Source organism: Nakamurella sp. (assembly GCF_048594475.1).
Lineage (GTDB): Bacteria > Actinomycetota > Actinomycetes > Mycobacteriales > Nakamurellaceae > Nakamurella.
The window spans coordinates 1-22,646 of record NZ_JBMDXT010000063.1; the positions used below are offsets into that span (position 1 = coordinate 1).

The following is a 22,646-nucleotide window of genomic DNA, read 5'->3' on the forward strand; positions in this document are numbered from 1 at the left end:
TGCCGTGGTCGGTCATGGCCAGCGCCGGCATGCCCAGCTCGGCGGTGCGGGCGAACAGCTCCCCCAGCCTGGCCGCGCCGTCGAGCATCGAGTACTCGGTGTGCACGTGCAGGTGGACGAAGGAGTCGGTGTTGCTCACGCTCTAGTTCTTAGCACGGGCCGCCGACAGCTCCGGGCGCGTCGCGCATGCGCGTCGGGTCAGCGGTAGTGGCAGTAGGTTTCGAGGTAGACCTGCACGTCGTCCGCGGCGTGGGCGGACGGATCCACCCGGACGGCCAGGGCCTGGATGCGCTGCTTGTACTGCTGCAGCTCGGGCGCGTTCTCCCCGATCAGGTGCTCGGCCAGCCGGTTGAGCTCGTCGGACAGCCGGCGTTCACTGACCCGATGCGCGGCGGCGGCACTCTCCACCGCATCGACCCTGCGCTGCAACTCCGAGATGTCCATGCGACCGTCCACCGCACGCCGTCCTTTCACCTGCTCGTTCCGGATCGGCGTCGATGACGATCACTCCAGAGTGCCCCGCGCTGGATCCACGGGGGAAGAGTATTAGGTCCCGGATCGGCGCGCGTTCCACAGCCAGGCGATGCTGTTGGCGATCGGCCGGATCACCGCGGCGTCGTTCCAGTAGGCGACGTGCGAGACGGGCGACATGCCGATGATGGGGGCCCCCACCGACACCGATCGGTCCTCGTCCACCGCCTCGTCCCACTCCTGCGACAGGCCCTTGAGCGGGAAGGACAGGACGTCGTCGGCGTCGTAGAAGTTGATCCACTCGGCGGCCGCGGCCAGCACGGGGTCCGGGCTCGTCCGGGCCGGGATCCGCAGCGGCCGGGCGAAGTCGCCGTCCCGCTGCGTCCAGAGCGCGATGGGGCTGCCCAGGGTGTAGAAGCCGGTCAGCGTCTGCCCGCCGGACAGCGCCGTGCCGGCGGTGCGGCGACCCTTGCTCAGGTCGTAGAAGTGATCCGCGGCGATCACGCTGCCCAGGCTGTGCGCGACGACGAACAGCGGCGCGTCCGGCGCCCGGTCGGCCAGCCGGTCCAACGCCTCGCGGACCCGCTCGTGCACCGCGTCGTAGACCTCGCGGGTGTGTGGTGACACCTGGTAGGCGACCACGTCGCCGACGAAGTTGGTCACCGCCCAGCGCAGGGTGGGCCAGTGCATGCGCGGGATCCCCGGCACGTGCCGGACCAGGCCGGACACCGCCAGCGGTACCAGCGCCGCGGTCGAGCCGGTGGCCACCTTCTGGGTCAGCCGGTTCATCGTCGAGAACCAGCCGGAGGCGAACCCGGGCACCGCGCGGCGTCCGAGCCGATCCTCCCGCTCGACCACCGCCGGGGCCCAGTACGCCGACTCGATCACCAGGTCCCGGTCGGCGTCCGGGTGGCCGGTGGCGACCCGGAACTGCTTGCGCAACTGGGCGATCGCGGTCCGCGCGTAGTCGGGCTCGCGAATCCCGACGCCGTGCACGAACAGCACGGCGATCCGGTCGTCACCCACTCAGCGCTTGTACCGCTTGCGGCCGATCAGGAAGCCGGCCAGCAGCCCGCCCACCGCGGCGATGGTCAGGGCGACCCACAGCGACGTGTTCAGGGTGAAGAACAGCAGCGACAGCTCGACCTGGTCCCGGTTGATGGCGATGAACACGACGACCAGGAGAGCGATGACGATCCCGCCGATCGCCCTCCCGGACAGCCCACCGCCCCTCTTCTCCGGAGCGGTGTTGTACTCGGTCATGGTCAGTATCGTCCCACCTGCACGATATGAACGGGCTCGTTCTCCGGACCCAACCAGCTCCAGTTGTGCTGCGACCAGTGCCAGGTGGCCCCGGTGACCAGGTCGTGCGCCGGGAACGAGTCGTCCCAGCCCAGCCCCAGCTCGGGCATGTTCAGGTGGAACCAGGATCCCTGGTTGTGGTGCGGGTCCAGGTTGGCGACCACGACGATCGTGTCGTCGGTGCCGTCGGGCAGCACCCGCCGCTTGGAGAAGACCATGACGTTGGAGTTCTCGGCGTTGTGGAAGCGCAGGTTGCGGATCCAGTGCAGGGTCGGGTGTTCCCGGCGGATCCGGTTGATCAGCGCGAGCCACCAGCCGATCGACTGCCCGGACTTGGGTCCGTACTGCTCGTAGTCCTCCCAGTGCCGGTTCTTGAACTCGTACTTCTCGTTGTCGATCTGCTCCTGCGCGCCCGGCCGGGGCTGCGCCTCCATCAGCTCGTACCCGGCGTAGATGCCGTACGTCGGCACCAGCGTCGCGGCCAGGGCCGCCCGCACCTTCCAGGCCGCCGGCCCGCCGTGCGTCATGTACGGGGTGAGGATGTCGTGCGTGGTCGGCCAGAAGCTGGGCCGCATGTAGTGCGCGGAGTCGCGGGCCAGCTCCTGGCAGTAGCTCTCCAGGTCCCACTTCTCGTTGCGCCAGGCGTAGTAGGTGTACGACTGCTGGAAGCCGACCTTGGCCAGCCCGTGCATCATCGCCGGCCGGGTGAACGCCTCGGCCAGCCAGATCGTCTCCGGGTAGTCCAGGGCGACGTCGCCGATCAGCCACTCCCAGAACTCGACCGGCTTGGTGTGCGGGTTGTCCACCCGGAAGATCCGGACCCCGTGGTCGAGCCAGACCTGGACGACGCGCCGGATCTCGGCGTAGATGCCCTCCCGGTCGTTGTCGAAGTTCAGCGGGTAGATGTCCTGATACTTCTTCGGCGGGTTCTCGGCGTAGGCGATCGTGCCGTCGTTGCGGGTGGTGAACCACTCGGGATGCTCGGTCACCCACGGGTGGTCCGGCGCGCACTGCAGGGCGATGTCCAGCGCCACCTCCAGGCCCAGCTCGCGGGCCCGGGCGACGAATGCGTCGAAGTCGGCGAACGTGCCGAGCTCGGGGTGGATGGCGTCGTGGCCGCCCTCGGCGGCGCCGATCGCGTAGGGCGAACCCGGATCGTGCTCGTCGACGATCAGCGTGTTGTTCGGGCCCTTGCGGTTGACCCGGCCGATCGGGTGGATCGGCGTCAGGTAGATGACGTCGAAGCCCATCCCGGCCACGGCCGGCAGCCGCTCGGCGGCGGTGGCGAAGGTGCCGCTGTGCCACAGGCCGGTCGACTCGTCGAACCAGCAGCCCTCCGACCGCGGGAAGAACTCGTACCAGGCGCCGTACAGCGCCCGCTCGCGCTCCACCAGCCACGGGTAGTCCGGGCTGGCCGAGACGTAGTCGCGCAGCGGCCGGGCCGCCATCTCCTGCTCGACGTCGCGGGACACCCCGCCGCGCAGGCGGTTCCCCGGCGAGTGCGTGTCGTCCCGCAGCTTCCAGATGGCGTCGTGCAGCACGGCGGCCTGCTCCGGGGTGCGCCCGCCTTCGGCCAACGCCCGTTCCAGGACCCGCGCACCCTCCTCCAGCATCACCACGGTGTCCACGTCGGCGGCGACCTTGATCGACGCGTCGTGGTGCCAGGTGCCGTACGGGTCGGACCAGCCCTCGACCCGGTACGACCACAGACCCTCGGTCGGCGCGCTGACCGTCACCGTCCAGTGGTCCAGGCCCGGGTTGATGCAGGTCATCGGCAGGGTGGTGGTGGTGCCGTCGGGTGCGGTGAGCACCACGTTGGCGTTCACCGCATCGTGGCCCTCGCGGTACACGGTGGCGGTGATCTCGAACTCCTCCCCCACCACCGACTTCGACGGCCGGGTGCCCCCGTCGACGACCGGTAAGACGTCGGCGACCGGGATCCGGCCCAGCGGCCGGGTGCCGACCGTCGGCGGCACCCGGCGGGGCGGCGCCGGCGCGGCGGCCTCGGGGGTCGCCGGGGCCGTCGCGACCGCCTTCGAGGCGGCCGGCTTGCGCGGGGCCCGGGGCGCCCTCGGCTTGGCCGGGGCCTTGGGCTTGGCAGCGGCCTTCGGCGCGGCCGGGACGGTGTCGGGGACGGTGGCCGGGGTGTCGGCGGCGACCGCCGGGTCGGTGCTCACGACCGGCTTCTTCGCGCGAGGAGGCATGCGATCAGCCCCGAGCCGCGCGGTACCGGCGGATCAGCTCGTTGGTCGAACTGTCGTGGGCCAGGTCGGGTTCGTCCGCCGCCTGGAGTTCGGGGATCACCCGCTGGGCCAGCTGCTTGCCCAGTTCGACACCCCACTGGTCGAACGACCCGATGGACCAGACCGCACCCTGGGTGAACACGCTGTGCTCGTAGAGCGCGACGAGCTGCCCGAGCACGTACGGGGTCAACTTCTCGATCAGGAAGGTGGACGAGGGGCGGTTGCCCTCGAAGACCTTGAACGGCACCAGTTCCTCCGCCACCCCCTCGGCCCGGACCTGCTCGGCGGTCTTGCCGAACGCCAGCGCCTCGCCCTGGGCGAAGACGTTGGAGGTCAGGTAGTCGTGGTGATCGCCCAGCGGGTTCAACGAGTGCGCGAACGCGATGAAGTCGACCGGGATGAGCAGCGTGCCCTGGTGGATCAGCTGGTAGAAGGAGTGCTGCCCGTTCGTGCCGGGCTCCCCCCAGTAGACCGGGCAGGTGCTGTAGTCCACCTTCGCCCCGCCCAGCGTGACGTGCTTGCCGTTGGACTCCATCGTCAGCTGCTGCAGGTAGGCCGGGAACCGGACCAGGTACTGGTCGTAGGGCAGCACGGCCTGGGTCTGGGCGCCGAAGAACTCGGTGTACCAGAACGTCAGCAGGCCCATCAGGACCGGCAGGTTCTCGTGCAGCGGCGCCGTCCGGAAGTGCTCGTCGATGGCGTGCGAGCCGGCCAGCAGGTCGGCGTAGTTCTCCGGGCCGATGGCGATCATCGTGGACAGGCCGATCGCGGACTCCATCGAGTACCGGCCGCCCACCCAGTTCCAGAAGCCGAACATGTTGGCCGTGTCGATGCCGAACGCGGTGACCGCATCGGCATTGGTCGACACCGCGACGAAATGCTTGGCCACGGCGGCCTCGTCGCCCAGCGTGGCCAGCGCCCAGTCCCGCGCGGTGTGCGCGTTGGTCATCGTCTCCAGCGTGGTGAACGTCTTGGACGAGACGATGAACAGCGTCTGTTCCGGGTCCAGGTCGTGGGTCTTCTCGGCGAAGTCGGTGCCGTCGACGTTGGAGACGAAGCGGAAGGTCAGGCCGCGGTCGGAGTAGTGCCGCAGCGCCTCGTAGGCCATGACCGGACCCAGGTCGCTGCCGCCGATGCCGATGTTGACGATGTTGACGATCGGCTTGCCGGTGTGCCCGGTCCACTCCCGCGACCGGATCTTCTCGGCGAACGCCGCCATCCGGCCCAGCACCTCGTGCACGTCCGGCACCACGTCGGACCCGTCGGTCTCGATGACCTCGCCCTGCGGGGCGCGCAGCGCGACGTGCAGCACCGCGCGGTCCTCGGTGATGTTGATGTGCTCCCCGGCGAACATGTCGGCCCGCAGGTCGGCCAGCTTCGACTCCTGGGCCAGCGCGACCAGCAGGTCGATGGTCTCGGCGGTCACCCGGTGCTTGGAGTAGTCCAGGTAGATGCCTTCGGCCTCGAGCGACAGGCTGGTGCCGCGGGCGGCGTCGGCGGCGAACAGCTCGGCCAGCGTGGCGTCGCGCAGCTGCTCGAAATGCCGGTGCAGGGCCTGGAACGCCGGGCGCTGACGAAGGGGTTCCGGGACGGTGTAGGTCATGGTTTCAGAACCTACCGGGACGCCCCGACGGTCGCAGTCGATGGCGTGCCGGGCCGGCGGCCGGTCACCCGCCGGTGGTCAGCCGTTCATCTGCACGAGCTGGATCAGGTTGCCGCAGGTGTCGTCCAGCACCGCCACGGTGACCGGCCCCATCGCGGTCGGCGGCAGGGTGAACTCGACTCCCCGGCCGACCAGCTCGGCATGCACGGCGGCGAGGTCGTCGACCGCGAACTGGGCGCACGGGATGCCGTCGGCCACCAGCGCCTGCTGGTACGCCCGGGCCGCCGGGTGCCCGTTCGGTTCCAGCAGCAGCTCGACGTCGGAGTGGTCGTCGCCGACGGTGAGCCACCGCGCCTCCCCGGCCGGGACGTCGGTCCGCGGCGCGAAGCCGAGCTTGTCGGTGTAGAACGCCAGGGCCTTGGCCTGGTCGTCGACGAACACGCTGGTGACGCTGATCCGGAGCATCAGTTCTCCTCCTCGGGAGCGGGTGCGACGGGCCACCGCCGGGTGATCTCACCCAGCGGCGCGGTGGTCAGGTGGTGCAGCTTGGTCCGGCCGGCCTTCTCGGCCCGGACGAGTCCGGCCGCCTCGAGCACGGCCAGGTGCTGGGAGATCGCCTGCCGGGACGAGCCGATGCCGTGCCGCATGGCCAGCCGGGCGCAGATCTCGAACAGCGACTGGCCGTCCCGCTGCACCAGCTCGTCGAGGATGATCCGGCGGGTAGGGTCGGCCAGCGCCCGGAACAGGGCGTCGGAACCGGCGGATTCGGCCACACCACGCCACGATAGGCAAGTGAACACTTGCCTGTCCAGCCTCAGCCGGCGAGGACCTCGAGCGCGTGGGCCAGGTCGGCCGGGTACGGGCTGGTGAACTCCACCCAGCGCCCGTCGTCGGGGTGGGCGAAGCCGAGCGTGCGGGCGTGCAGCCACTGCCGGTGCAGCCCGAGCCGGTCGGCCAGCGTCGGGTCCGCGCCGTAGGTGCGGTCCCCCACGCACGGGTGGCGCAGCGCGGCGAAGTGCACGCGGATCTGGTGGGTGCGGCCGGTCTCCAGGTGCACCTCGAGCAGGCTGGCCGCCGGGAAGGCCTCCAGGGTGGCGTAGTGGGTGACGCTGTCCCGGCCGCCGGCGACCACGGCGAACTTCCAGTCCGAGCTGGGATGCCGGCCGATGGGCGCGTCGATGGTGCCCGCGCTCGGGTCGGGGTGGCCCTGCACCAGCGCATGGTAGACCTTCTCGACCGTGCGCTCCTTGAACGCCGCCTTGAGCGTGGTGTAGGCCCGCTCGGACAGGGCGACCACCATGGCGCCGGTCGTGCCGACGTCGAGCCGGTGCACGATCCCCTGCCGCTCGGCCGCCCCGCTGGTGGTCACCGCGATGCCCAGGCCGGCCAGCGCGCCCAGCACCGTGGGTCCGTTCCAGCCGGGTGAGGGGTGCGCGGCCACGCCGACCGGTTTGTCCACGACCACGATGTCGGCGTCCCGGTACAGCACCGACAGCCCCTCGACGGTCTGCGGGACGACGGCGGGCGGCCGCTCCGGCTCCGGCAGGGTGATCTCCAGCCAGCTGTCGACGGTCATCTTGCTGGATCGGGCGGCCGGCGCGCCGTCGACCAGCACGTCGCCGGCGTCGATCATCTCGGCGACGGTCGTCCGGGACAGGCCCAGCAGCCGCGAGACACCGGCGTCCAGCCGCATGCCGGCCAGGCCGTCGGGCACCGGGAGCCGGCGGACGTCAGGCATCCTTCGCCTTCCCCGACCGGGTGCGCGTGCCGTCGAAATCGAGGCCCAGCAGGGCGGTGACGACCAGGCTGATCCCGCCGATGGTGATGGCCGAGTCGGCCACGTTGAACACCGGGAAGTACTCCGCATTGGGCCCGAACACCGAGACGAAGTCCACGACGTGGCCCTGCAGGAAGCCGGGCGAGCGGAAGATCCGGTCGATCAGGTTGCCGATCGCGCCGCCCAGCACCAGCCCGAGGGAGATCGCCCACGGGGTGGACCGCAGGCGCGGCGCCATCCGGATGATGAAGACGACCACGCCGATCGCGATGAGCGCCAGCACCCAGGTCATGCCGGTGGCCATGGAGAACGCCGCACCGGGGTTGCGGATCAGCGAGAGGTAGACCAGGCCGCCGAGGATCCGCACGGGCTCCCCCGGCGTGAGGGTGGCCACGATGACGATCTTGCTGATCAGATCCAGGATCACGACCACGGAGGCGATGGCGGCGAGCAGGCCGACCTTGCGCGGCGGCAGGGGCGGGGCCGGGACCGGCTCCTCCCGGGTCTCGGGCGGGGCGTCGTCGGGCTGCTCGGTCACGCCGCCCAGTCTCCCAGAGTCGGTCGGGTCCCCGGGACCGCGCGGCCCGGCCGGCCCCGGTCAGTCGTCCCGGTCGCCGCGGTCGCCGAACCAGGTGGCCAACGGCCCGCCCCGGCCAACGGCCCGCAACCGGCGCTCGGTGGCGGCCCGCACCGGCTCGGGCGCGACGATCAACAGTTGGTCCCCCGACTGCAGCCGGATGTTGGGGTTCAGGTGGACCGGCTCGCCGTTCCGCATGAGCAGCGAGATGGTCGCCGGTACCGGCAGTCGCAGCTGGGCGATGTAGACGCCGTGCAGCTTGGACTTCTCCGGGATCGTGACCTGCAGGACGTGGGCGTCCATCTCGTCCAGCGGGGCCGCCTCGAGCTGGACCTCCAGGGCCTGGCCGGACTGGACGACGCCCAGCGTCCGGGCCACCCAGGGCAGCGTGGTGCCCTGCAGCAGCGTGTAGGTGACCACCACCACCACGATGACGTCGAGCAGCAGGCCGGAGTACTCGACCCCGTTCATCAGCGGGATCATCGCCAGCACGATCGGCACCGCGCCGCGCAGTCCGGACCAGGACAGGAACGCCTGCTCCTGCCAGGGCAGGCGGAACGGCAGCGCGGCGGCGACCACCGACAGCGGCCGGGCGACCAGCAGCACCCACAGGCCGATCAGCAGGCCCGGCACCAGGGCCGGCAGCAGGGTGGTCGGGTCGACGTACAGGCCGAGCATGACGAACAGGCCGATCTGCGCGACCCAGCCGAGACCCTCGGCGAAGGACAGGGTCGCCGACCGGTGCGGGACGCGGGCGTTGCCCAGGATCACCGCCGCGACGTAGCAGGCCAGGAAGCCCGACGCGTGGGCGAACACGCCGACCGCGTAGGCGCCGCCGATCAGCGCGATCGTCGCCAGCGGGTACAGGCCGGCCGCCGGCAGGGCCTCGCGGCGCATCACCCAGGCCCCGCCGAAACCGATGGCCGCGCCGATGATCGCCCCGGCGATGAGCTCGTAGACGACCAGCAACGGGTCGAGCCAGGTGATCTCCGACGTGCCGGCCAGCAACACCACGGCGATGACCACCGGCGCGTCGTTGAGGCCGGACTCCAGCTCCAGGGCGGCCGAGAGCCGGGGCTTGACCCCCACCCCGCGCAGCACGGAGAACACCGCCGCGGCGTCGGTGCTGGACAGCACCGCCCCCCACAGCAGCGCCGTGCGCCAGTCGAACCCCATCAGCAGGAACACCCCGGTGCCGGCGACCGCGACCGAGACGACGACCGACACGGTGGCCAGCGAGATGCCCAGGCCCAGGGCCGGCCGGACGTTCTCCCACCGGGTGGTCAGGCCGCCCTCGGCCAGGATGAACACCAGGGCGACGAAGCCGAGATGCTCGGTGAGCAACGTGTTGTCCAGGTCGATGCCCAGGCTGTCGATGCCCAGCACCATCCCGATGCCCAGGTAGAGCAGCAGGGTCGGGGTGCCGAACCGGCGGGACAGCCGGACCGCGACGACCGAGAGCAGCAGGACCAGGGACGCGATGGCGAAGACCGCTTCGGGGGTGCCCAGGTCCATCTGTTACCGGCGCAGCGCTGGGGTCATGCCCAGGGCGGCGAGCACCTCGATGGTCGCCTTCGACCGGTTGAACGTGTAGAAGTGCAGGCACGGCGCGCCCTCGGCCAGCAGCTCCTCGCTCATCCGCACCGCGTGCTCCATGCCGATCGCGCGGCCCGCCTCGGGATCGTCCCGGACGGCGTACAGCCGGTCGGCCAGGTCGGCGGGGATCCGCTGGCCCGAGAGCTCGACGATCCGCATCAGCCGGGCGTGCGAGGTGACCGGCATGATGCCCGGCAGGACGGGGACGGTGGCGCCCGCGCGCGCCATCCGGTCCCGCAGCCCGACGTAGTCGCCGGTCGAGAACAGCATCTGGGTGATCGCGTAGTCGGCCCCGGCGTTGATCTTGTCGACCAGGAACCGGGTGTCCGACGCCAGGTCGGGCGACCGCGGATGCTTGTCCGGGTAGGCCGCGACGCCGACGCTGAACTCGCCGAGCGACCGGGCCAGCGCGACCAGCTGCCCGGTGTACTCCAGGCCCTGGGGGTGGGCCACCCACTCGCCGTTCGGGTCCCCCGGCGGGTCGCCGCGCAGGGCCAGGATGTTGTGCACCCCGACGGCCGCGTAGGACCCGATCACCTGGCGCAGTTCCGCCACCGAGTGGCCGACGGCGGTCAGGTGGGCGACCGGCAGCAACGTGGTCTCCTCGGCGATCCGCTGGGTGATGCGGATCGTCCGCTCCCGGCGGGACCCGCCGGCGCCGTAGGTGACGGACACGAACGCCGGGCGCAGGGGCTCGAGCCGGCGCACCGAGCGCCACAGCACGTCCTCGTCCGCATCGCTGCGGGGCGGCATGAACTCGACCGAGAAATGGGGTCCCGGCGCGGCCAGTCTGTCGGCAACCGTGGGCATCGTCCGAGCCTATCCGGCACCGATCACGATGGGATGAACCGGCACACTGGTCGCGTGACCCCCGCCGCCGACCGTTCCCGGGCCGACCGACTGCACGAGGTGATCGCCGGCGAGCTCGACCGCCGCCGCGCCGACGTGCTGTCCATCGACGGCCGGCTGGCCGGGTCGCTGGACCTGCTGGTCGATTTCGTGTCCGACGGCGGGAAGCGGATCCGCCCGGAGTTCCTGTGGTGCGGGTGGCGGGCCGGCGGCGGCCCTGAGGCCGGCCACCGGGCCGATGCGGCGCTGCGCGTCGGCGCCGCGCTGGAGTTCCTGCAGGCCTGCGCGCTGTTGCACGACGACGTCATCGACCGCTCGGAGCGGCGCCGCGGTCGGCCCGCCACGCACCGCGCGGTCGCCGGGCAGCACGCCGGCGCCGGGCTGGCCGGTGACCCGGACCACTACGGCGTCTCGGTGGCCATCCTGCTCGGCGACCTGGCCCTGGCCTGGGCCGACGACCTGTTCCTGGACGGCGCCGAGCGCCTGGGCGCCCTCTCCGCGGCCGCCCCGGTCTGGCGGGCGATGCGCACCGAGGTGCTGGCCGGCCAGCTGCTCGATCTGGCCGTCACCGCGTCGGTCGTGGACGACCCGGCCGCGCAGGAGCGGGACGCCCTGCTGGTCAACCGGTACAAGACGGCCGCCTACACCGTGGAGCGGCCGCTGCATCTGGGGGCGGCGCTGGCCGGGGCCGGGGCGGCGACGATCGCCGCGCTGCGCGGCTACGGCGCCGACATCGGGGTGGCGTTCCAGCTCCGGGACGATCTGCTGGGGGTCTTCGGCGACCCGGCGGTGACCGGCAAGCCGGCCGGCGACGACCTGGCCGAGGGCAAGCGGACGATGCTCCTCGCCCGGGCCCGGGCCGGACTCGCCGCCGACCCGGACGGAGCGGCCGCGCTGGCCGCGTTGGACGACGGGGTCGGCCGGTCCGACGCCGACGCCCCCCGGCTGGCCGCGGTCATCGCCGGCACCGGCGCGGTCGAGGCGGTGGAGGACCGCATCGCCACGCTGGTGGAGTCCGCGCTGGCGGCGCTCGACGCGGCGCCCGACCTGCCCGATCCGGTGCACGAGCGGTTGACCGAACTGGCGGACAAGGCGACGGCGCGCTCCCGCTAGCCCCCGACCCCGGTGCCGACCGGACCCGACCCGCCGACCGGACCCGGACAAGCCAAGAACCCCGGTCCGCGGCATGCGTCTCGGGGTTCTTCGCTGGGTGCCCGGGCCGGCGGCGTGCCGGCTGGCCTGTGGTGGATGTCGCGATCCGGGGCGTCCGAACCGCTCTGTCATGAGCCTGCCGCGACCTTCGCCCGGTGTCTGCCTTTCGGAACTAACGGTCGTAAGGAACGAGAAGGCCGGTCAGCGCGCCGGCACCGTGGCCCGCGCCCACGCGGTGCCCTGCTCGCGGTCGAGCGCGGTGACGGCCCGGTTGCGCATGAAGAAGATGTAGACGACCAGGCTGACCGCGATCACCGCGGTGACGTAGACGATGAACCAGGTGGTCGCCCCGGCGGCCGAGAGGGCCTGGTAGATGACCGGCGCGGTGCCGCCGAACAGCGAGTTGGCCACCGCGTAGCCCAGGCCGACACCCAGCGCCCGCACCGAGGCCGGGAAGACCTCGGCCTTGACGATCGCGTTGACCGAGGTGTAACCGGTCAGGATCACGTAGCCGATCGCGGTCAACAGGAACGCGGTGACCGGCGACGTGGTCTGCGGCAGGTAGGTGATCAGCACCCAGGTGTAGAGCACGCCGCCCACCCCGAAGAACACCAGCAGCGGCTTGCGGCCGACCCGGTCGCTGATCAGGCCGCCGATCGGCTGGATGGCCATCAGCAGGATCAGGCCGAGCAGGTTGACCCAGGTCGCCGCCGTCGCGCCGTTTTCGCCGAACGTCTTCTTGATGATCGCCGGGGCGTTGACGCTGTAGGTGTAGAACGCGATGGTGCCGCCGGCCGTCACCAGGAACACCCACAGCAGGGGCCGCCAGTATCGGGTGACCAGCGTCCGCATCGATCCCGACGAGCTGTCCTGGCCCGACTTCACCGCCGCCAGATGCTCGGCCGAGAGCGACTCGTCCATCGTGCGGCGCATCCAGAGCACGACCAGCGCCGCGATCGCCCCGATGAGGAAGCCGATCCGCCAGCCCCAGTCCTTGATCGCGTCGGTGGACATAACGCTGATCAGGATCAGCAGCGTGAACTGGGCCAGGACGTGCCCACCGACCAGGGTGACATACTGGAACGAGGAGAAGAAGCCGCGGCGGTTCGCCGTCGCCGCCTCGGACATGTAGGTCGCCGACGTGCCGTACTCGCCGCCGGTGGCGAAGCCCTGGACGAGCCGGGCCGCGATCAGGATGACGGCGGCCCAGGCGCCGATCGACTCCCGCGTCGGCATCACCGCGACGACCAGCGAGCAGGCGGACATCAGCGTGATGCTGACGGTCAGGGCGGCCCGCCGGCCGCGGCGGTCGGCGAACCGGCCGAAGAACCAGGACCCGATCGGCCGCATGACGAAGGTGACGGCGAAGATGCCGTACACGTAGATCGTCGAATTCTTGTCCGCCGAGTCGAAGAACTGGTTCTCGAAGTACGCCGCGAACACCGTGTAGATGTAGACGTCGTACCACTCGACCAGATTGCCGGCGGAGCCCTTGACGGTGTTGAGGATCGCCCGGTGCGTGCTCACCGGCGCCTGGGTGGGCGGCCGATCGGGTGCAGACATGCCACGCTCCGTACCCCGTTCGTCACCCGGTGAATCCCGACCGGCTCAGCGGTATGGGTCGGTGATCTCCCGGAGCCGGATCAGCGTGCGGTGCAGCTCGGCCCAGCGGTCCGCGCCGACGTGCCGGGCCCATTCCGCCTGCACCCGGTCGAGCTCGGCCGTGGCGATCGCCCAGACCCGGGTGCCCAGCTCGCTCACGGCGATCAGCCGGGCCCGGGCGTCGGTCGGATCCGGACGTCGTTCCAGGTAGCCGGCGGCGACCAGTTGGTCGACCAGGGCACCGGCGGTCTGCTTGGTGACCTGGGCCTGTTCGGCCAGCCGGGTCAACCGGGTGCCGTCCGGGCCGATGCGTTGCACGATGCGGGCCTGGGCCAGGGTGATGGGATGGCCCGCGTCGAGAACAGCCGCCAGAACCCGATTCTCGACAGACCGGTAGGCGATGAACAGCAGGGTGGGCACGTTCGGTTCGGTCATCGGACCCCTTGACATGGTCAGGTCGCCTTACTACTTTGGTCAGGAAACCTTACTATCGAGGGGGCGCGATGACCAGCCCGACCGAGGCCGACCGGCTGTGGACCACCATCCACCGGGAGCGGGGGCGCCTGCTGGAGCTGCTGCGCTCGCTCGACCCGGCCGACTGGGACCGGCCGTCGCTGTGCGCAGGCTGGCGCGTCCGGGACGTGGCCGCGCACACGATCTCCAGCAGCGACTACTCCGTGCTGGACATGGTGACCGGAGTGATCCGGGCCCGCGGCGACTTCAACCGGTTGATGGACCGGCTGGCCCGCGAGCAGGGATCGCGGCCGGCCGAGCGGATCATGGCCCGTTACGAACGGCAGGCCACGTCCCGGCGGCGGCCGCCGGGCACCAAGCCGCGGGATCCGCTGGTCGACGTGCTCGTGCACAGCCAGGACATCGCGATCCCGTTGGGCCGCGCCCACCCCATGCCGGCGCAGCCGGCCCGGGACGCGGCCGCCTTCGTCTGGACCCGGGGCTTCCCCTACGACGCGCAGCGGCACCACCCCGGCACCCGCTTCGTGGCCACCGATGTCGACTTCGAGATCGGCGAGGGCGAGGCGGTCCGGGCGCCGATCGCGGACATCCTGCTGACCATGACCGGGCGGCCGACCGTGTGGACAGATTGTGGATAACTCTTGGGCAGGTGACGTCGGCGCCGTATTCTCCCAGTATGGCGAAGGGACCCGACCTCGAGGCGCGAGTCAGCGCCCTGGAAACCCAGATGCAGCAGGTGGCGGCGGACGCGGCGGCAGCCCGGCACCTGGCCGCGGCGAATGATCGTGACCTGTCGTCGTTGAGCGTCAAGGTCGACGCCCACCGCGGGGCGATCAACGCGCTCGGCGTCCAGACGGCGGCGCGGTTCGACCGGATGGATGAGCGGTTCGATCGGATGGATGAGCGGTTCGACCGGATGGACGAGCGGATCGACGGCCTGGAATCGGAGATGCGGGCCGGCTTCACCGAGATGCGCGGCAAGCTCGACCAGACCGCCGCCGGCCTGCAGCAGATCGTCACGCTGCTGACCGACGACGGCCCGGCGGGTCAGTAGACCGTCAGGCCCCGGGCCCGGAACTGCCCGCGCACCCGCTCGACCAGCTCGGCCGACGGCGACCCGGTGTCCTCCAGCGGGTAGGCGATCCCGAGCTGGTGCCACTTGTCCCGGCCCATCTGGTGGAACGGCAGGACCTCCACCCGTTCGACCACGCCGCCGGGCCCGCGCTGCTGGAGCTCGGCGACGTAGTCGGCGACGGCGGCGACGTTGTCGGCGGCGTCGGTCAGGCCGGGGACCAGCACGTACCGGATCCAGATCCGGGTGCCCCGATCGGCCAGCCGGCGGCCGAACGCCAGGGTCGGTGCCAGTTCCCGCCCGGTCACCATCCGGTAGGTCTCCGGCCGGCCCGATTTCACGTCGAGCAGGACGAGATCGACGTCGTCCAGCAGCTCGTCGGTGGCCCGGGCACCCAGGAAGCCGGAGGTGTCGATGGCCGTGTGCAGGCCGAGCTCCTTGGCCGCGGCCAGCATCCGCCCCAGGAAGGCCGGCTGCAGCAGCGGCTCGCCCCCGGAGACGGTGAGCCCGCCGTGGGTGGCCCGCAGCACCGGCGCGTACCGACGGATGCGGGCCGTGACCTGCTCGATCGTGGTCGGGACCCCGTCCGGCAGCTTCCAGGTGTCCGGGTTCTGGCAGTACAGGCAGCGCAGGGCACACCCGGAAAGGAAGTACGTCAGCCTCGTGCCGGGCCCGTCGACGGCGGTGACCAGCTCCCAGGAGTGGACGCTGCCGAGCGTGCCGGCCCGCACGGCGGCCAGCCGCGCGTCCCGGTCCGGGTCGGTGGCGGCCGGCCGCCGGCCGACCGCCGGGGTGCCCAGGGCGACGGTCATGACCTCACAGAGCTCCGTGGAACGTCCGCGACAGCACGTCGAGCTGCTGTTCGCGGGTCAGCCGGACGAAGTTGACCGCGTAGCCCGAGACCCGGATGGTCAGCTGCGGGTAGTTCTCGGGATGCGCCATCGCGTCCTCCAGGGTGTCCCGGTTGAGCACGTTGACGTTCATGTGGAACCCGTGCGAGACCATGTACGCATCCAGCAGACCGACGAGATTGCCGACCTGCTCGTCCTTGTCGCGTCCCAGGCTGCTCGGAACGACGGTCGAGGTCAACGAGATCCCGTCCTGCGCCTGGTCGTACGGCAGTTTCGCGACCGACAGCGCGCTGGTCAGCATGCCGTGCGTGTCGCGGCCGTTCATCGGGTTCGCCCCCGGCGCGAACGGCTCACCGCGCCGGCGGCCGTCCGGCGTGTTGCCGGTGGCCTTGCCGTACACCACGTTCGAGGTGATGGTCAGCACCGACTGGGTGTGCACGGCGCCACGGTAGGACGGCCGGTTGCGCACCTTCTCCATGAACTCGCGCACCACGCCGGCCGCGATCTCGTCGACCCGGTCGTCGTCGTTGCCGAAGGTCGGGAACTCGCCGTCGACGAGATAGTCGGTGATCAGGCCGCTCTCGTCGCGGACCGGATGGACCTTGGCGTACTTGATCGCCGACAGCGAGTCCGCGACGACCGACAGACCGGCGATGCCGCAGGCCAGGGTGCGCAGGATCGACCGGTCGTGCAGCGCCATCTCCAGCCGCTCGTAGGCGTACTTGTCGTGCATGTAGTGAACGCAGTTCAGCGCGTCGACGTAGGTGGCGGCCAGCCAGTCCATCATCGCGTCGAACCGGGCCTGCACCTCGGCGTAGTCCAGCGTGTCCCCGACCACCGGCCCGCCCGCCAGGACGGCCGGCGGGACGACCTGGTCGCCCGAGATCTCGTCCCGGCCGCCGTTGATCGCGTAGAGCAGGGTCTTGGCCAGGTTCACCCGGGCGCCGAAGAACTGCATCTGCTTGCCGACCCGCATCGCCGACACGCAGCAGGCGATGGCGGCGTCGTCGCCCCAGTTGGTGCGGATCAGCTCGTCCGACTCGTACTGGATGGCCGAGGTGTCGATGGAGACCTTGGCGCAGAACTCCTTGAACCCGTACGGGAGCCGATCGGACCACAGCACGGTGAGGTTCGGCTCCGGCGCGGGGCCCAGGTTGTACAGGGTCTGCAGCATCCGGAACGAGGTGCGGGTGACCAGCGGGCGCCCGTCCTCACCGACGCCGCCGATCGACTCGGTCACCCAGGTCGGGTCGCCGGAGAACAGCGCGTCGTACTCGGGGGTGCGCAGGAACCGGACGATCCGCAGCTTGATGACCAGATCGTCGATCATCTCCTGGGCCCGGGTCTCGGTGATGAGGCCGGCCTCCAGATCCCGCTGCAGGTAGACGTCCAGGAAGGTGGAGGTGCGGCCCAGGGACATGGCCGCGCCGTTCTGCTCCTTCACCGCGGCCAGGTACGCCAGATACAGCCACTGGACGGCCTCCTGCGCGGTGGCCGCCGGACGGCGCACGTCGCAGCCGTAGCCGGCCGCCATCTGCACCAGCTCCTGCAGGGCCCGGATCTGCTCGGTGTTCTCCTCGCGGTCCCGGATCACGTCCTCGACCGACGGCCGGGCATCCAGCTCGGCGCGGTCGCGCTGCTTGGCGGCGATCAGCCGGTCCACGCCGTACAGAGCGACGCGGCGGTAGTCACCGATGATCCGTCCGCGGCCGTAGGCGTCCGGCAGGCCGGTGATGATGTGCGACCGGCGGGCGGCCCGCACGTCCGGCGGGTACACGTCGAAGACGCCCTGGTTGTGCGTCTTGCGGTAGGTGGTGAAGATCTTCTTCACGATCGGGTCGGGCTCGTAGCCGTAGGTCTTGAGCGCGTCCTCGACCATCCGCCAGCCGCCGTTGGGCATGATCGCGCGCTTGAGCGGGGCGTCGGTCTGCAGGCCGACGATGATCTCGTTGTCCTTGTCGATGTAGCCCGGCGCGTGCGAGACGATCGTCGACGGAGTCGAGGCGTCCACATCGAAGATGCCCTTGGCGCGTTCCTCCGGGAACATCCCGGCCAACGTCCGCCAGATCGCCGTGGTCCGCGCGGTCGGCCCGGCCAGGAAGGTGGCATGGCCCTCGTACGGGGTGTAGTTGCGCTGGATGAAGTCCCGCACGTCGACCGTCTCCGACCAGGGGCCGGGGGCGAAGCCCGCCCAGGCGTCCGGGGTGACGTCGATGTCGGTCGGGCGGGGGGTCGCAATGGTCATGGTCCTCGGCTCCTCGTGGGACTGGCCGTTCTCGGGTCTCGCATTTGGTTTGACCATAGGTGGACCGCGGCGCGGCCGATACGGTCCAAAGTCCCGTTCGTCGGTCCACCTGCCGAAGGCTCGCCCACCGTCCGCACCGGGAGATACGTCCCGCGAAACGGAGCTCAGTCCCCCGGCCCGACCCCGACCGCCCGGACCCTGCCCGGCCCGGGCGCGGCCGCCGGGCCGTCCGCTCAGTTCGGCTGGGTGATGAGCTCCCAGGGCGAGGGCTTGTCCGGGCTGGTCGGCGGCGCCCCGGGGACGTCGCCCTGCGACCAGAACCGGGCCTGCCAGCCGATGCCGTCGTGCAGCACCCGGCTGCCCGCCACGTACACGTCGGTGGCGTTCCACTCCGGGTAGGTGCCGGCCGGCAGGGTCGGTGTCGGAATCGGGGTGTCGCCGGGCAGCACCGGACCGATCAGGGTCCAGGGCGACTGCGCCGCGCTGGCCACCGGCAGGTCCGGCTGGTCGCCCTGGGTGTACCACTTGGCCTGGTAGACGTTCTTGTGCCAGACCACCTTGGTGCCCTTGGTGTAGCCCTGGTTCTCGTTCCAGATCTGGTACGGCGAGGTGGCCGGGTCGTCGACGATCTCACTGGTGGTGGCCCGGGCCGGTACGCCCGCCCCGGTCGAGGCGGCCGCCGACGGGCCGGTCGTCCCGGTCGTCGGCGCGTCGGTCGCGGTGGATCGCGCCTGCCCGCTGCCGAACTGGTCGAAGATCGCCCCGAACGCCCCGGGCTGCTGCTGGATGCCGCTGCAGACGTCGGACACGACCTTCACGTCGGGGTAGTTCGGCCCGCACGCCTGATCCCGGTTGGCCGACCACATGGAGAGCCGGGAGAGCTTGTTCTGCTGGGCGAACGCGACCGTCTGGCTGGCGTCGTCCAGGGTGAAGACCTCGGTGGGCACGTCGTTCTGGCCGATCATCGGGGTCGCCCCGATCAGGTTCCAGGCCTGGGCGTCACTCAGGTCCAGACCGGCCGTCGACCAGGCGTCCCGGATCTGCTGCTGCAGCGCCGTCAACGCCAGCTCCCCCTGCTGGGCCATGGTGCGCCCCTCCGGGAACGTCTCCCCGTAGTCCATCGTCATGGCGTTGATGCCGGCCGGCCGCACCCCGCCGGCCAGCATCGAGGACACCACCGCCTCACCCTCGGCGGTCAGCCCGGTCGAGATCACCGGCAGGGTGAGCCAGACGTTCAGCGGGTGGCCGGCGGCCTGGCGTTGCGCCACCAGCGCGGCGATCGCCTGCGCCCGCCGCTGATTGACCTCGGCCGTCATCGACGCCTGACCCTCGATGTCCAGGTCGATGTCGGTCAGGTCGTACCGGTCGACGACGGAGCCGTATGCGGCCGTCAACGCGGTCGGGTCGGTGCAGCCGATGGCCAGCTCCGAGTTCGCCGCCCCGCCGAAGGAGACCGAGACCGTCCCACCGAGCTGCCGCAACCGGGCCACCCGGCGGTCCAGGTCCAGCTGGTCGGACGCCTGATCCATCGAGTACACCCCGCCCCAGCTGGGGTCGCACGGGGTGTCCGGCGCGCTGACGATGAAGGCCAGCACCGCCGAGGAACTGGTGGCGTCCTCGAAGGCGTAGCTGGGCGTCGAGGTGATGTCGACATAGGGCGCGAACCACGAGGGCGGTCCCACCGCCGCCACGGCCGCCTCCTCCTGTTGCCGGAACCAGTACCAGCTGCCGCCGATCGCCGCCGCCACGACCACGACGACCAGGAAGACCCGGAACCACGACAGGTGGCGGCCCTCCTCGTTCGCCGGGGCCTCGGTGGCCTCCGCGTCGAGCACGTCCCCTTCGTTCACGACTGATCGACCGCCCGTTCCCCGTCCGTCCGGCGGTCGGCCGCCCGGCGGTTCGCGCCGTCGCCGTTGCGGTCGGCGCCCCGCCGCTCGAACCCGTCCCCGTTCCGATCGCCGGACCGGCGGTCCGACGCGTCGCCGTTCCGGTCGCCGGCCCGCCGATCGAACCCGGTCTGGTCGCCGGCCCGCCGGCCGAAGTCGATCTGGTCGGAGGCCCGGCGCCCGAAGTTCTGCTGGTCGCCGGCCCGGCGGCCGAAGGCGACCTGATCACCCTCCCGCCGGCCGGCCGCCGGATCGCCCGGGCCGTCGACCCGGTCGGTCGCCCGCCGCCCGTAGCCCTGCGGCGCCCGGTCGGTCGACCGCCGCCCGTAGAGCACCGGCGCCTCCGGCACGTCGGCCAGGATCCGGAACATGCCAGCGCTCTCGGACACGTACTCGCCGGTCGCCGTGCCCGCGGCACCCTGGTACAGCACGTCGCGCCAGCCGGGGGCGGACGGTTCCGGGGCGGCCCGCCGCCGGCGCACCCGGACGATTTCCCGCGGCTTGTCGTCCACGTAGAGCCGTTCGACGAAGCCCAGCCAGACGTCGACGAGGGCGAAACGGACCCCGACCAGGGCGACCAGCGCGTAGGCGGCCGTCGTGGCGTTGAACGCCCCGAAGACGAAGTTGCCCCAGAAGCCGTTGACCCACCCCCGCCAGGCGGTCCAGACCGACCAGCCGATGATCACGAACGGGCTGAACGCGAACAGCAGCGGAGTCGCGGTCCGGTTGGCGACCTTGGGCGTGCGGGCGAACGGGATCCGGCGTCCGGTGATCGCCTGCTGGATCGACTTGAACACCCCGGCCAGGTTGACCGGCAGCAGGATGAGGTTGAAGCCGTAGACCCGGAAGATGTCCATCCGCTTGTAGCCGCAGCGCTTGAGGTCCGAGGACATCGCGGCGAAGTACGGCAGCGCGGCCAGCAGCACCAGCGGGCTCAACAGCCGGTTGTTGAACGGGTACACCAGCAGCAGCACCAGGGCGAAGCTGCTCCAGCAGGTCGAGGCGAGGTAGTTGACCCGCAGCAGCGTCTCCAGCGCCCGGTTGTTCTGGGCGCGCTTGCTGCGCGTCTGCCGCAGCGTCCACAGCTTGGGCATGATGATCAGCCCGCCGTTGGCCCACCGGCGGCGCTGGATGCACAGGGACCCGAAGTCCGGCGGGGTCGCCGAATAGCTCAGCCGCTCCGGGTAGTTCAGCAGCCACCAGCCGTGGATCGCCATGTCGACGCTGGACTCGGTGTCCTCGATGACCGTCCGGTCCATGACGTAGCGGCGGATCTCGAACCCGCCCTGATGCTCGATCTCGACGATGTCGTCCAGCGCGCGCTTGCGGATCACCGCGTTGGCGCCGACCCAGAACGTGGCGCCGTAGTAGCTCATCCCCTGGTGCACGATGTGCTGCAGGTCGGTGGTCGCCCCGGACAGGCGCTCCATCCGGGTGGGCGAACCGGGGAAGGCCGAGTACGGGGTCTGGATGACGGCGAGCTTGGCGTTCTCCGGCTGGCACATCACGTACACCAGGCGCAGGCAGTACTCCGGCAGCACGATGCTGTCGGCGTCCAGGGTCAGGATGAAATCGGCATCCGGGATCATCACCGAGCCCGACGCGCCCGCGGTGGAGAGCACCTTGCCCTGCGGGGTCTCCTTCACCTCGTAGCTGTGGCCCATCAGGCCGATGTAGCTGTTGAGGTTCATCGCCTTGTTCGCCTCCTGGGAGAGCGAGGAGTACAGCTTGCGCTCGAAGGAGGTCACCTCCCCGCGGAAGGTCCAGGCCAGCCGGCGGTGCAGCTGCAGCATCCGGGCCCGGGGCAGCGGGCTCTGGTCGTCGGCCCCGGCGACGAGGGCGGCGCCGACCGCCTCGAAGTCGTCGGCCAGGGCGCCGAGCACCTGCTCGGCGAAGAACTTGTCGACGTGGTCGGCGATCGGCTCCTCGGCGATCCGCATCCGCAGCCACTGCACCGCCCAGGCGAACTCGCCGGCCAGCTCTCGCATCTGGACCAGCACCTGCTCCGGCTCGGGGTCCTCCAGCTCGGACATCTCGAACTGCTCGAGGGTGCGGGCGAACCGCTCGCGCGGCTCGCTGAGCCACTCCTCCAGCTCCCCCGGCAACGCCCGCGCCCCCTCCAGCAACGCCTTGTTCGCCGCGGAACCCGGGTTGGGCGGGTCGTCGAGCAGCAGCACCACACGCAGGAAGGGGTACTCCTGCATCAGGGCCGAGAGCAGCGTCTTGCGCACCACCGCGATCTCCTCGCGGTAGGACGGCACGAGCACGGTCATGGTCGGCAGGGTGGTGTCGAAGAAGCCGTCGATGACGGCCCGCGGCACCCGCCGGTGGGCCCGGCTGCGGTACAGCGCCCCCTGCCGGGCGACCAGGTAGAGCAGCGCCGACAGCGCCAGCACCGAGGTGATGCCGACGTAGACGATCGTCTCGACCAGGAAGTCGATGTTGTTCTGGTACGAGCTGTTGATGATGCCGGTGATGAAGTATCCGAAGACGTAGGCCAGCCAGGCCAGGATCGTGAAGATGATCGCGATCCGGCCGATGGCGATCAGCCAGTCGCTGGCCGGCGGAGCCACCGGTGGCAGCGGCTTGTCCCGCAGGTCCGATCCGCGTTGCCGTTTGGGCCCGTCCGGATTGGTCGGGATGGCGGCTGGTGCGGGCGCGTCAACGTCGCCGATCATCTGCTTCTCCTGCCCCCGCTCACGTGGAGTCACCACCGTTCACACTCGTCCGAGTGGCTTCAATCGGACGGGTCAAACGGGTGTATTACACCCATTCAGGGTATCGCACATGATCAAAACATCGCGCAACGAGGCAGGTTTCGTCGCCCGGCCTGGACAGGATCGGGACCGTCGGCGTCAACGGGTCCGACCGGTGAACGGCCGGAGCCGGGGGCGCGGCCGGGGGGGGGCGCCCGCGCCCCGGGGGGGGGGGGGGCGGGGCGGG

At 71.0% G+C, this 22,646-nt stretch carries 21 protein-coding genes; 3 read left to right on the forward strand and 18 right to left on the reverse strand.

Annotation, left to right across the window (positions count from 1 at the left end; translation table 11 throughout):
* The 12 genes from ACOJUF_RS03080 to metF form a co-directional block, all read right to left on the reverse strand.
* Positions 1 to 139, reverse strand: a 139-nt coding sequence (locus tag ACOJUF_RS03080) for a PHP domain-containing protein (RefSeq protein WP_420120417.1), incomplete at its 3' end; no start/stop codon positions are given.
* A gap of 59 nt (positions 140 to 198) precedes the next feature.
* Positions 199 to 456, reverse strand: coding sequence for a hypothetical protein (locus ACOJUF_RS03085; RefSeq protein ID WP_420120398.1), 258 nt, complete (start codon positions 454 to 456; stop codon positions 199 to 201).
* A gap of 90 nt (positions 457 to 546) precedes the next feature.
* Positions 547 to 1,497 (reverse strand): hypothetical protein, encoded by a 951-nt coding sequence (locus tag ACOJUF_RS03090; RefSeq protein WP_420120399.1) that lies wholly within the window; start codon positions 1,495 to 1,497, stop codon positions 547 to 549.
* Positions 1,498 to 1,734, reverse strand: a complete 237-nt coding sequence (locus ACOJUF_RS03095; RefSeq protein ID WP_420120400.1) for a LapA family protein — start codon at positions 1,732 to 1,734, stop codon at positions 1,498 to 1,500.
* A 2-nt stretch (positions 1,735 to 1,736) separates the two neighbouring features.
* Positions 1,737 to 3,749, reverse strand: coding sequence for an alpha-1,4-glucan--maltose-1-phosphate maltosyltransferase (locus tag ACOJUF_RS03100; RefSeq protein WP_420120418.1), 2,013 nt, complete (start codon positions 3,747 to 3,749; stop codon positions 1,737 to 1,739).
* A 232-nt stretch (positions 3,750 to 3,981) separates the two neighbouring features.
* Complete coding sequence (pgi, locus tag ACOJUF_RS03105) at positions 3,982 to 5,619, reverse strand: glucose-6-phosphate isomerase (protein ID WP_420120401.1); 1,638 nt, start codon at positions 5,617 to 5,619, stop codon at positions 3,982 to 3,984.
* Between the two features lie 78 nt (positions 5,620 to 5,697).
* Positions 5,698 to 6,084, reverse strand: coding sequence for a VOC family protein (locus ACOJUF_RS03110; protein ID WP_420120402.1), 387 nt, complete (start codon positions 6,082 to 6,084; stop codon positions 5,698 to 5,700).
* Positions 6,084 to 6,392: an ArsR/SmtB family transcription factor gene (locus ACOJUF_RS03115; RefSeq protein WP_420120403.1), complete on the reverse strand. Its 309-nt coding sequence runs from the start codon at positions 6,390 to 6,392 to the stop codon at positions 6,084 to 6,086. Before ACOJUF_RS03115 ends, ACOJUF_RS03110 begins: the two co-directional genes overlap by 1 nt.
* 41 nt (positions 6,393 to 6,433) lie before the next feature.
* Positions 6,434 to 7,357: an RluA family pseudouridine synthase gene (locus ACOJUF_RS03120; protein ID WP_420120404.1), complete on the reverse strand. Its 924-nt coding sequence runs from the start codon at positions 7,355 to 7,357 to the stop codon at positions 6,434 to 6,436.
* Positions 7,350 to 7,934 (reverse strand): signal peptidase II, encoded by a 585-nt coding sequence (lspA, locus tag ACOJUF_RS03125; protein WP_420120405.1) that lies wholly within the window; start codon positions 7,932 to 7,934, stop codon positions 7,350 to 7,352. Before lspA ends, ACOJUF_RS03120 begins: the two co-directional genes overlap by 8 nt.
* Before the next feature lie 60 nt (positions 7,935 to 7,994).
* A complete protein-coding gene (locus ACOJUF_RS03130; protein WP_420120406.1) occupies positions 7,995 to 9,488 on the reverse strand; it encodes a potassium/proton antiporter in 1,494 nt (497 codons plus the stop codon).
* A gap of 3 nt (positions 9,489 to 9,491) precedes the next feature.
* A complete protein-coding gene (gene metF, locus ACOJUF_RS03135; protein WP_420120407.1) occupies positions 9,492 to 10,379 on the reverse strand; it encodes a methylenetetrahydrofolate reductase [NAD(P)H] in 888 nt (295 codons plus the stop codon).
* A 33-nt stretch (positions 10,380 to 10,412) separates the two neighbouring features.
* Between metF and ACOJUF_RS03140 the strand changes: the two genes are divergently transcribed.
* Positions 10,413 to 11,531 (forward strand): polyprenyl synthetase family protein, encoded by a 1,119-nt coding sequence (locus ACOJUF_RS03140; RefSeq protein ID WP_420120408.1) that lies wholly within the window; start codon positions 10,413 to 10,415, stop codon positions 11,529 to 11,531.
* 240 nt (positions 11,532 to 11,771) lie between these two features.
* On the opposite strand, the gene ACOJUF_RS03145 is transcribed toward ACOJUF_RS03140, so the two are convergent.
* The gene (locus tag ACOJUF_RS03145) at positions 11,772 to 13,133 is read right to left on the reverse strand and encodes an MFS transporter (RefSeq protein WP_420120409.1); all 1,362 of its coding nucleotides are present in this window, start codon (positions 13,131 to 13,133) and stop codon (positions 11,772 to 11,774) included.
* A gap of 45 nt (positions 13,134 to 13,178) precedes the next feature.
* Entirely contained in the window at positions 13,179 to 13,607 is a 429-nt protein-coding gene (locus ACOJUF_RS03150; protein ID WP_420120410.1) for a MarR family winged helix-turn-helix transcriptional regulator, read from the reverse strand.
* Between the two features lie 68 nt (positions 13,608 to 13,675).
* Between ACOJUF_RS03150 and ACOJUF_RS03155 the strand changes: the two genes are divergently transcribed.
* Both ACOJUF_RS03155 and ACOJUF_RS03160 read left to right on the forward strand, forming a co-directional pair.
* On the forward strand, positions 13,676 to 14,284 hold the full coding sequence (locus ACOJUF_RS03155) for a maleylpyruvate isomerase family mycothiol-dependent enzyme (RefSeq protein WP_420120411.1): 609 nt from the start codon (positions 13,676 to 13,678) through the stop codon (positions 14,282 to 14,284).
* A gap of 38 nt (positions 14,285 to 14,322) precedes the next feature.
* Positions 14,323 to 14,700: a hypothetical protein gene (locus tag ACOJUF_RS03160; RefSeq protein WP_420120412.1), complete on the forward strand. Its 378-nt coding sequence runs from the start codon at positions 14,323 to 14,325 to the stop codon at positions 14,698 to 14,700.
* On the opposite strand, the gene pflA is transcribed toward ACOJUF_RS03160, so the two are convergent.
* The 4 genes from pflA to ACOJUF_RS03180 all read right to left on the reverse strand — a co-directional run bounded on the left by pflA (position 14,694) and on the right by ACOJUF_RS03180 (position 22,381).
* Positions 14,694 to 15,530 (reverse strand): pyruvate formate-lyase-activating protein, encoded by an 837-nt coding sequence (gene pflA, locus ACOJUF_RS03165; RefSeq protein ID WP_420120413.1) that lies wholly within the window; start codon positions 15,528 to 15,530, stop codon positions 14,694 to 14,696. The genes ACOJUF_RS03160 and pflA overlap by 7 nt on opposite strands.
* 4 nt (positions 15,531 to 15,534) lie before the next feature.
* Positions 15,535 to 17,814 (reverse strand): formate C-acetyltransferase, encoded by a 2,280-nt coding sequence (pflB, locus tag ACOJUF_RS03170; protein WP_420120414.1) that lies wholly within the window; start codon positions 17,812 to 17,814, stop codon positions 15,535 to 15,537.
* A gap of 233 nt (positions 17,815 to 18,047) precedes the next feature.
* Positions 18,048 to 19,664: a chitinase gene (locus ACOJUF_RS03175; protein ID WP_420120415.1), complete on the reverse strand. Its 1,617-nt coding sequence runs from the start codon at positions 19,662 to 19,664 to the stop codon at positions 18,048 to 18,050.
* On the reverse strand, positions 19,661 to 22,381 hold the full coding sequence (locus tag ACOJUF_RS03180) for a glycosyltransferase family 2 protein (RefSeq protein WP_420120416.1): 2,721 nt from the start codon (positions 22,379 to 22,381) through the stop codon (positions 19,661 to 19,663). Before ACOJUF_RS03180 ends, ACOJUF_RS03175 begins: the two co-directional genes overlap by 4 nt.
* Positions 22,382 to 22,646: the final 265 nt, after the last annotated feature.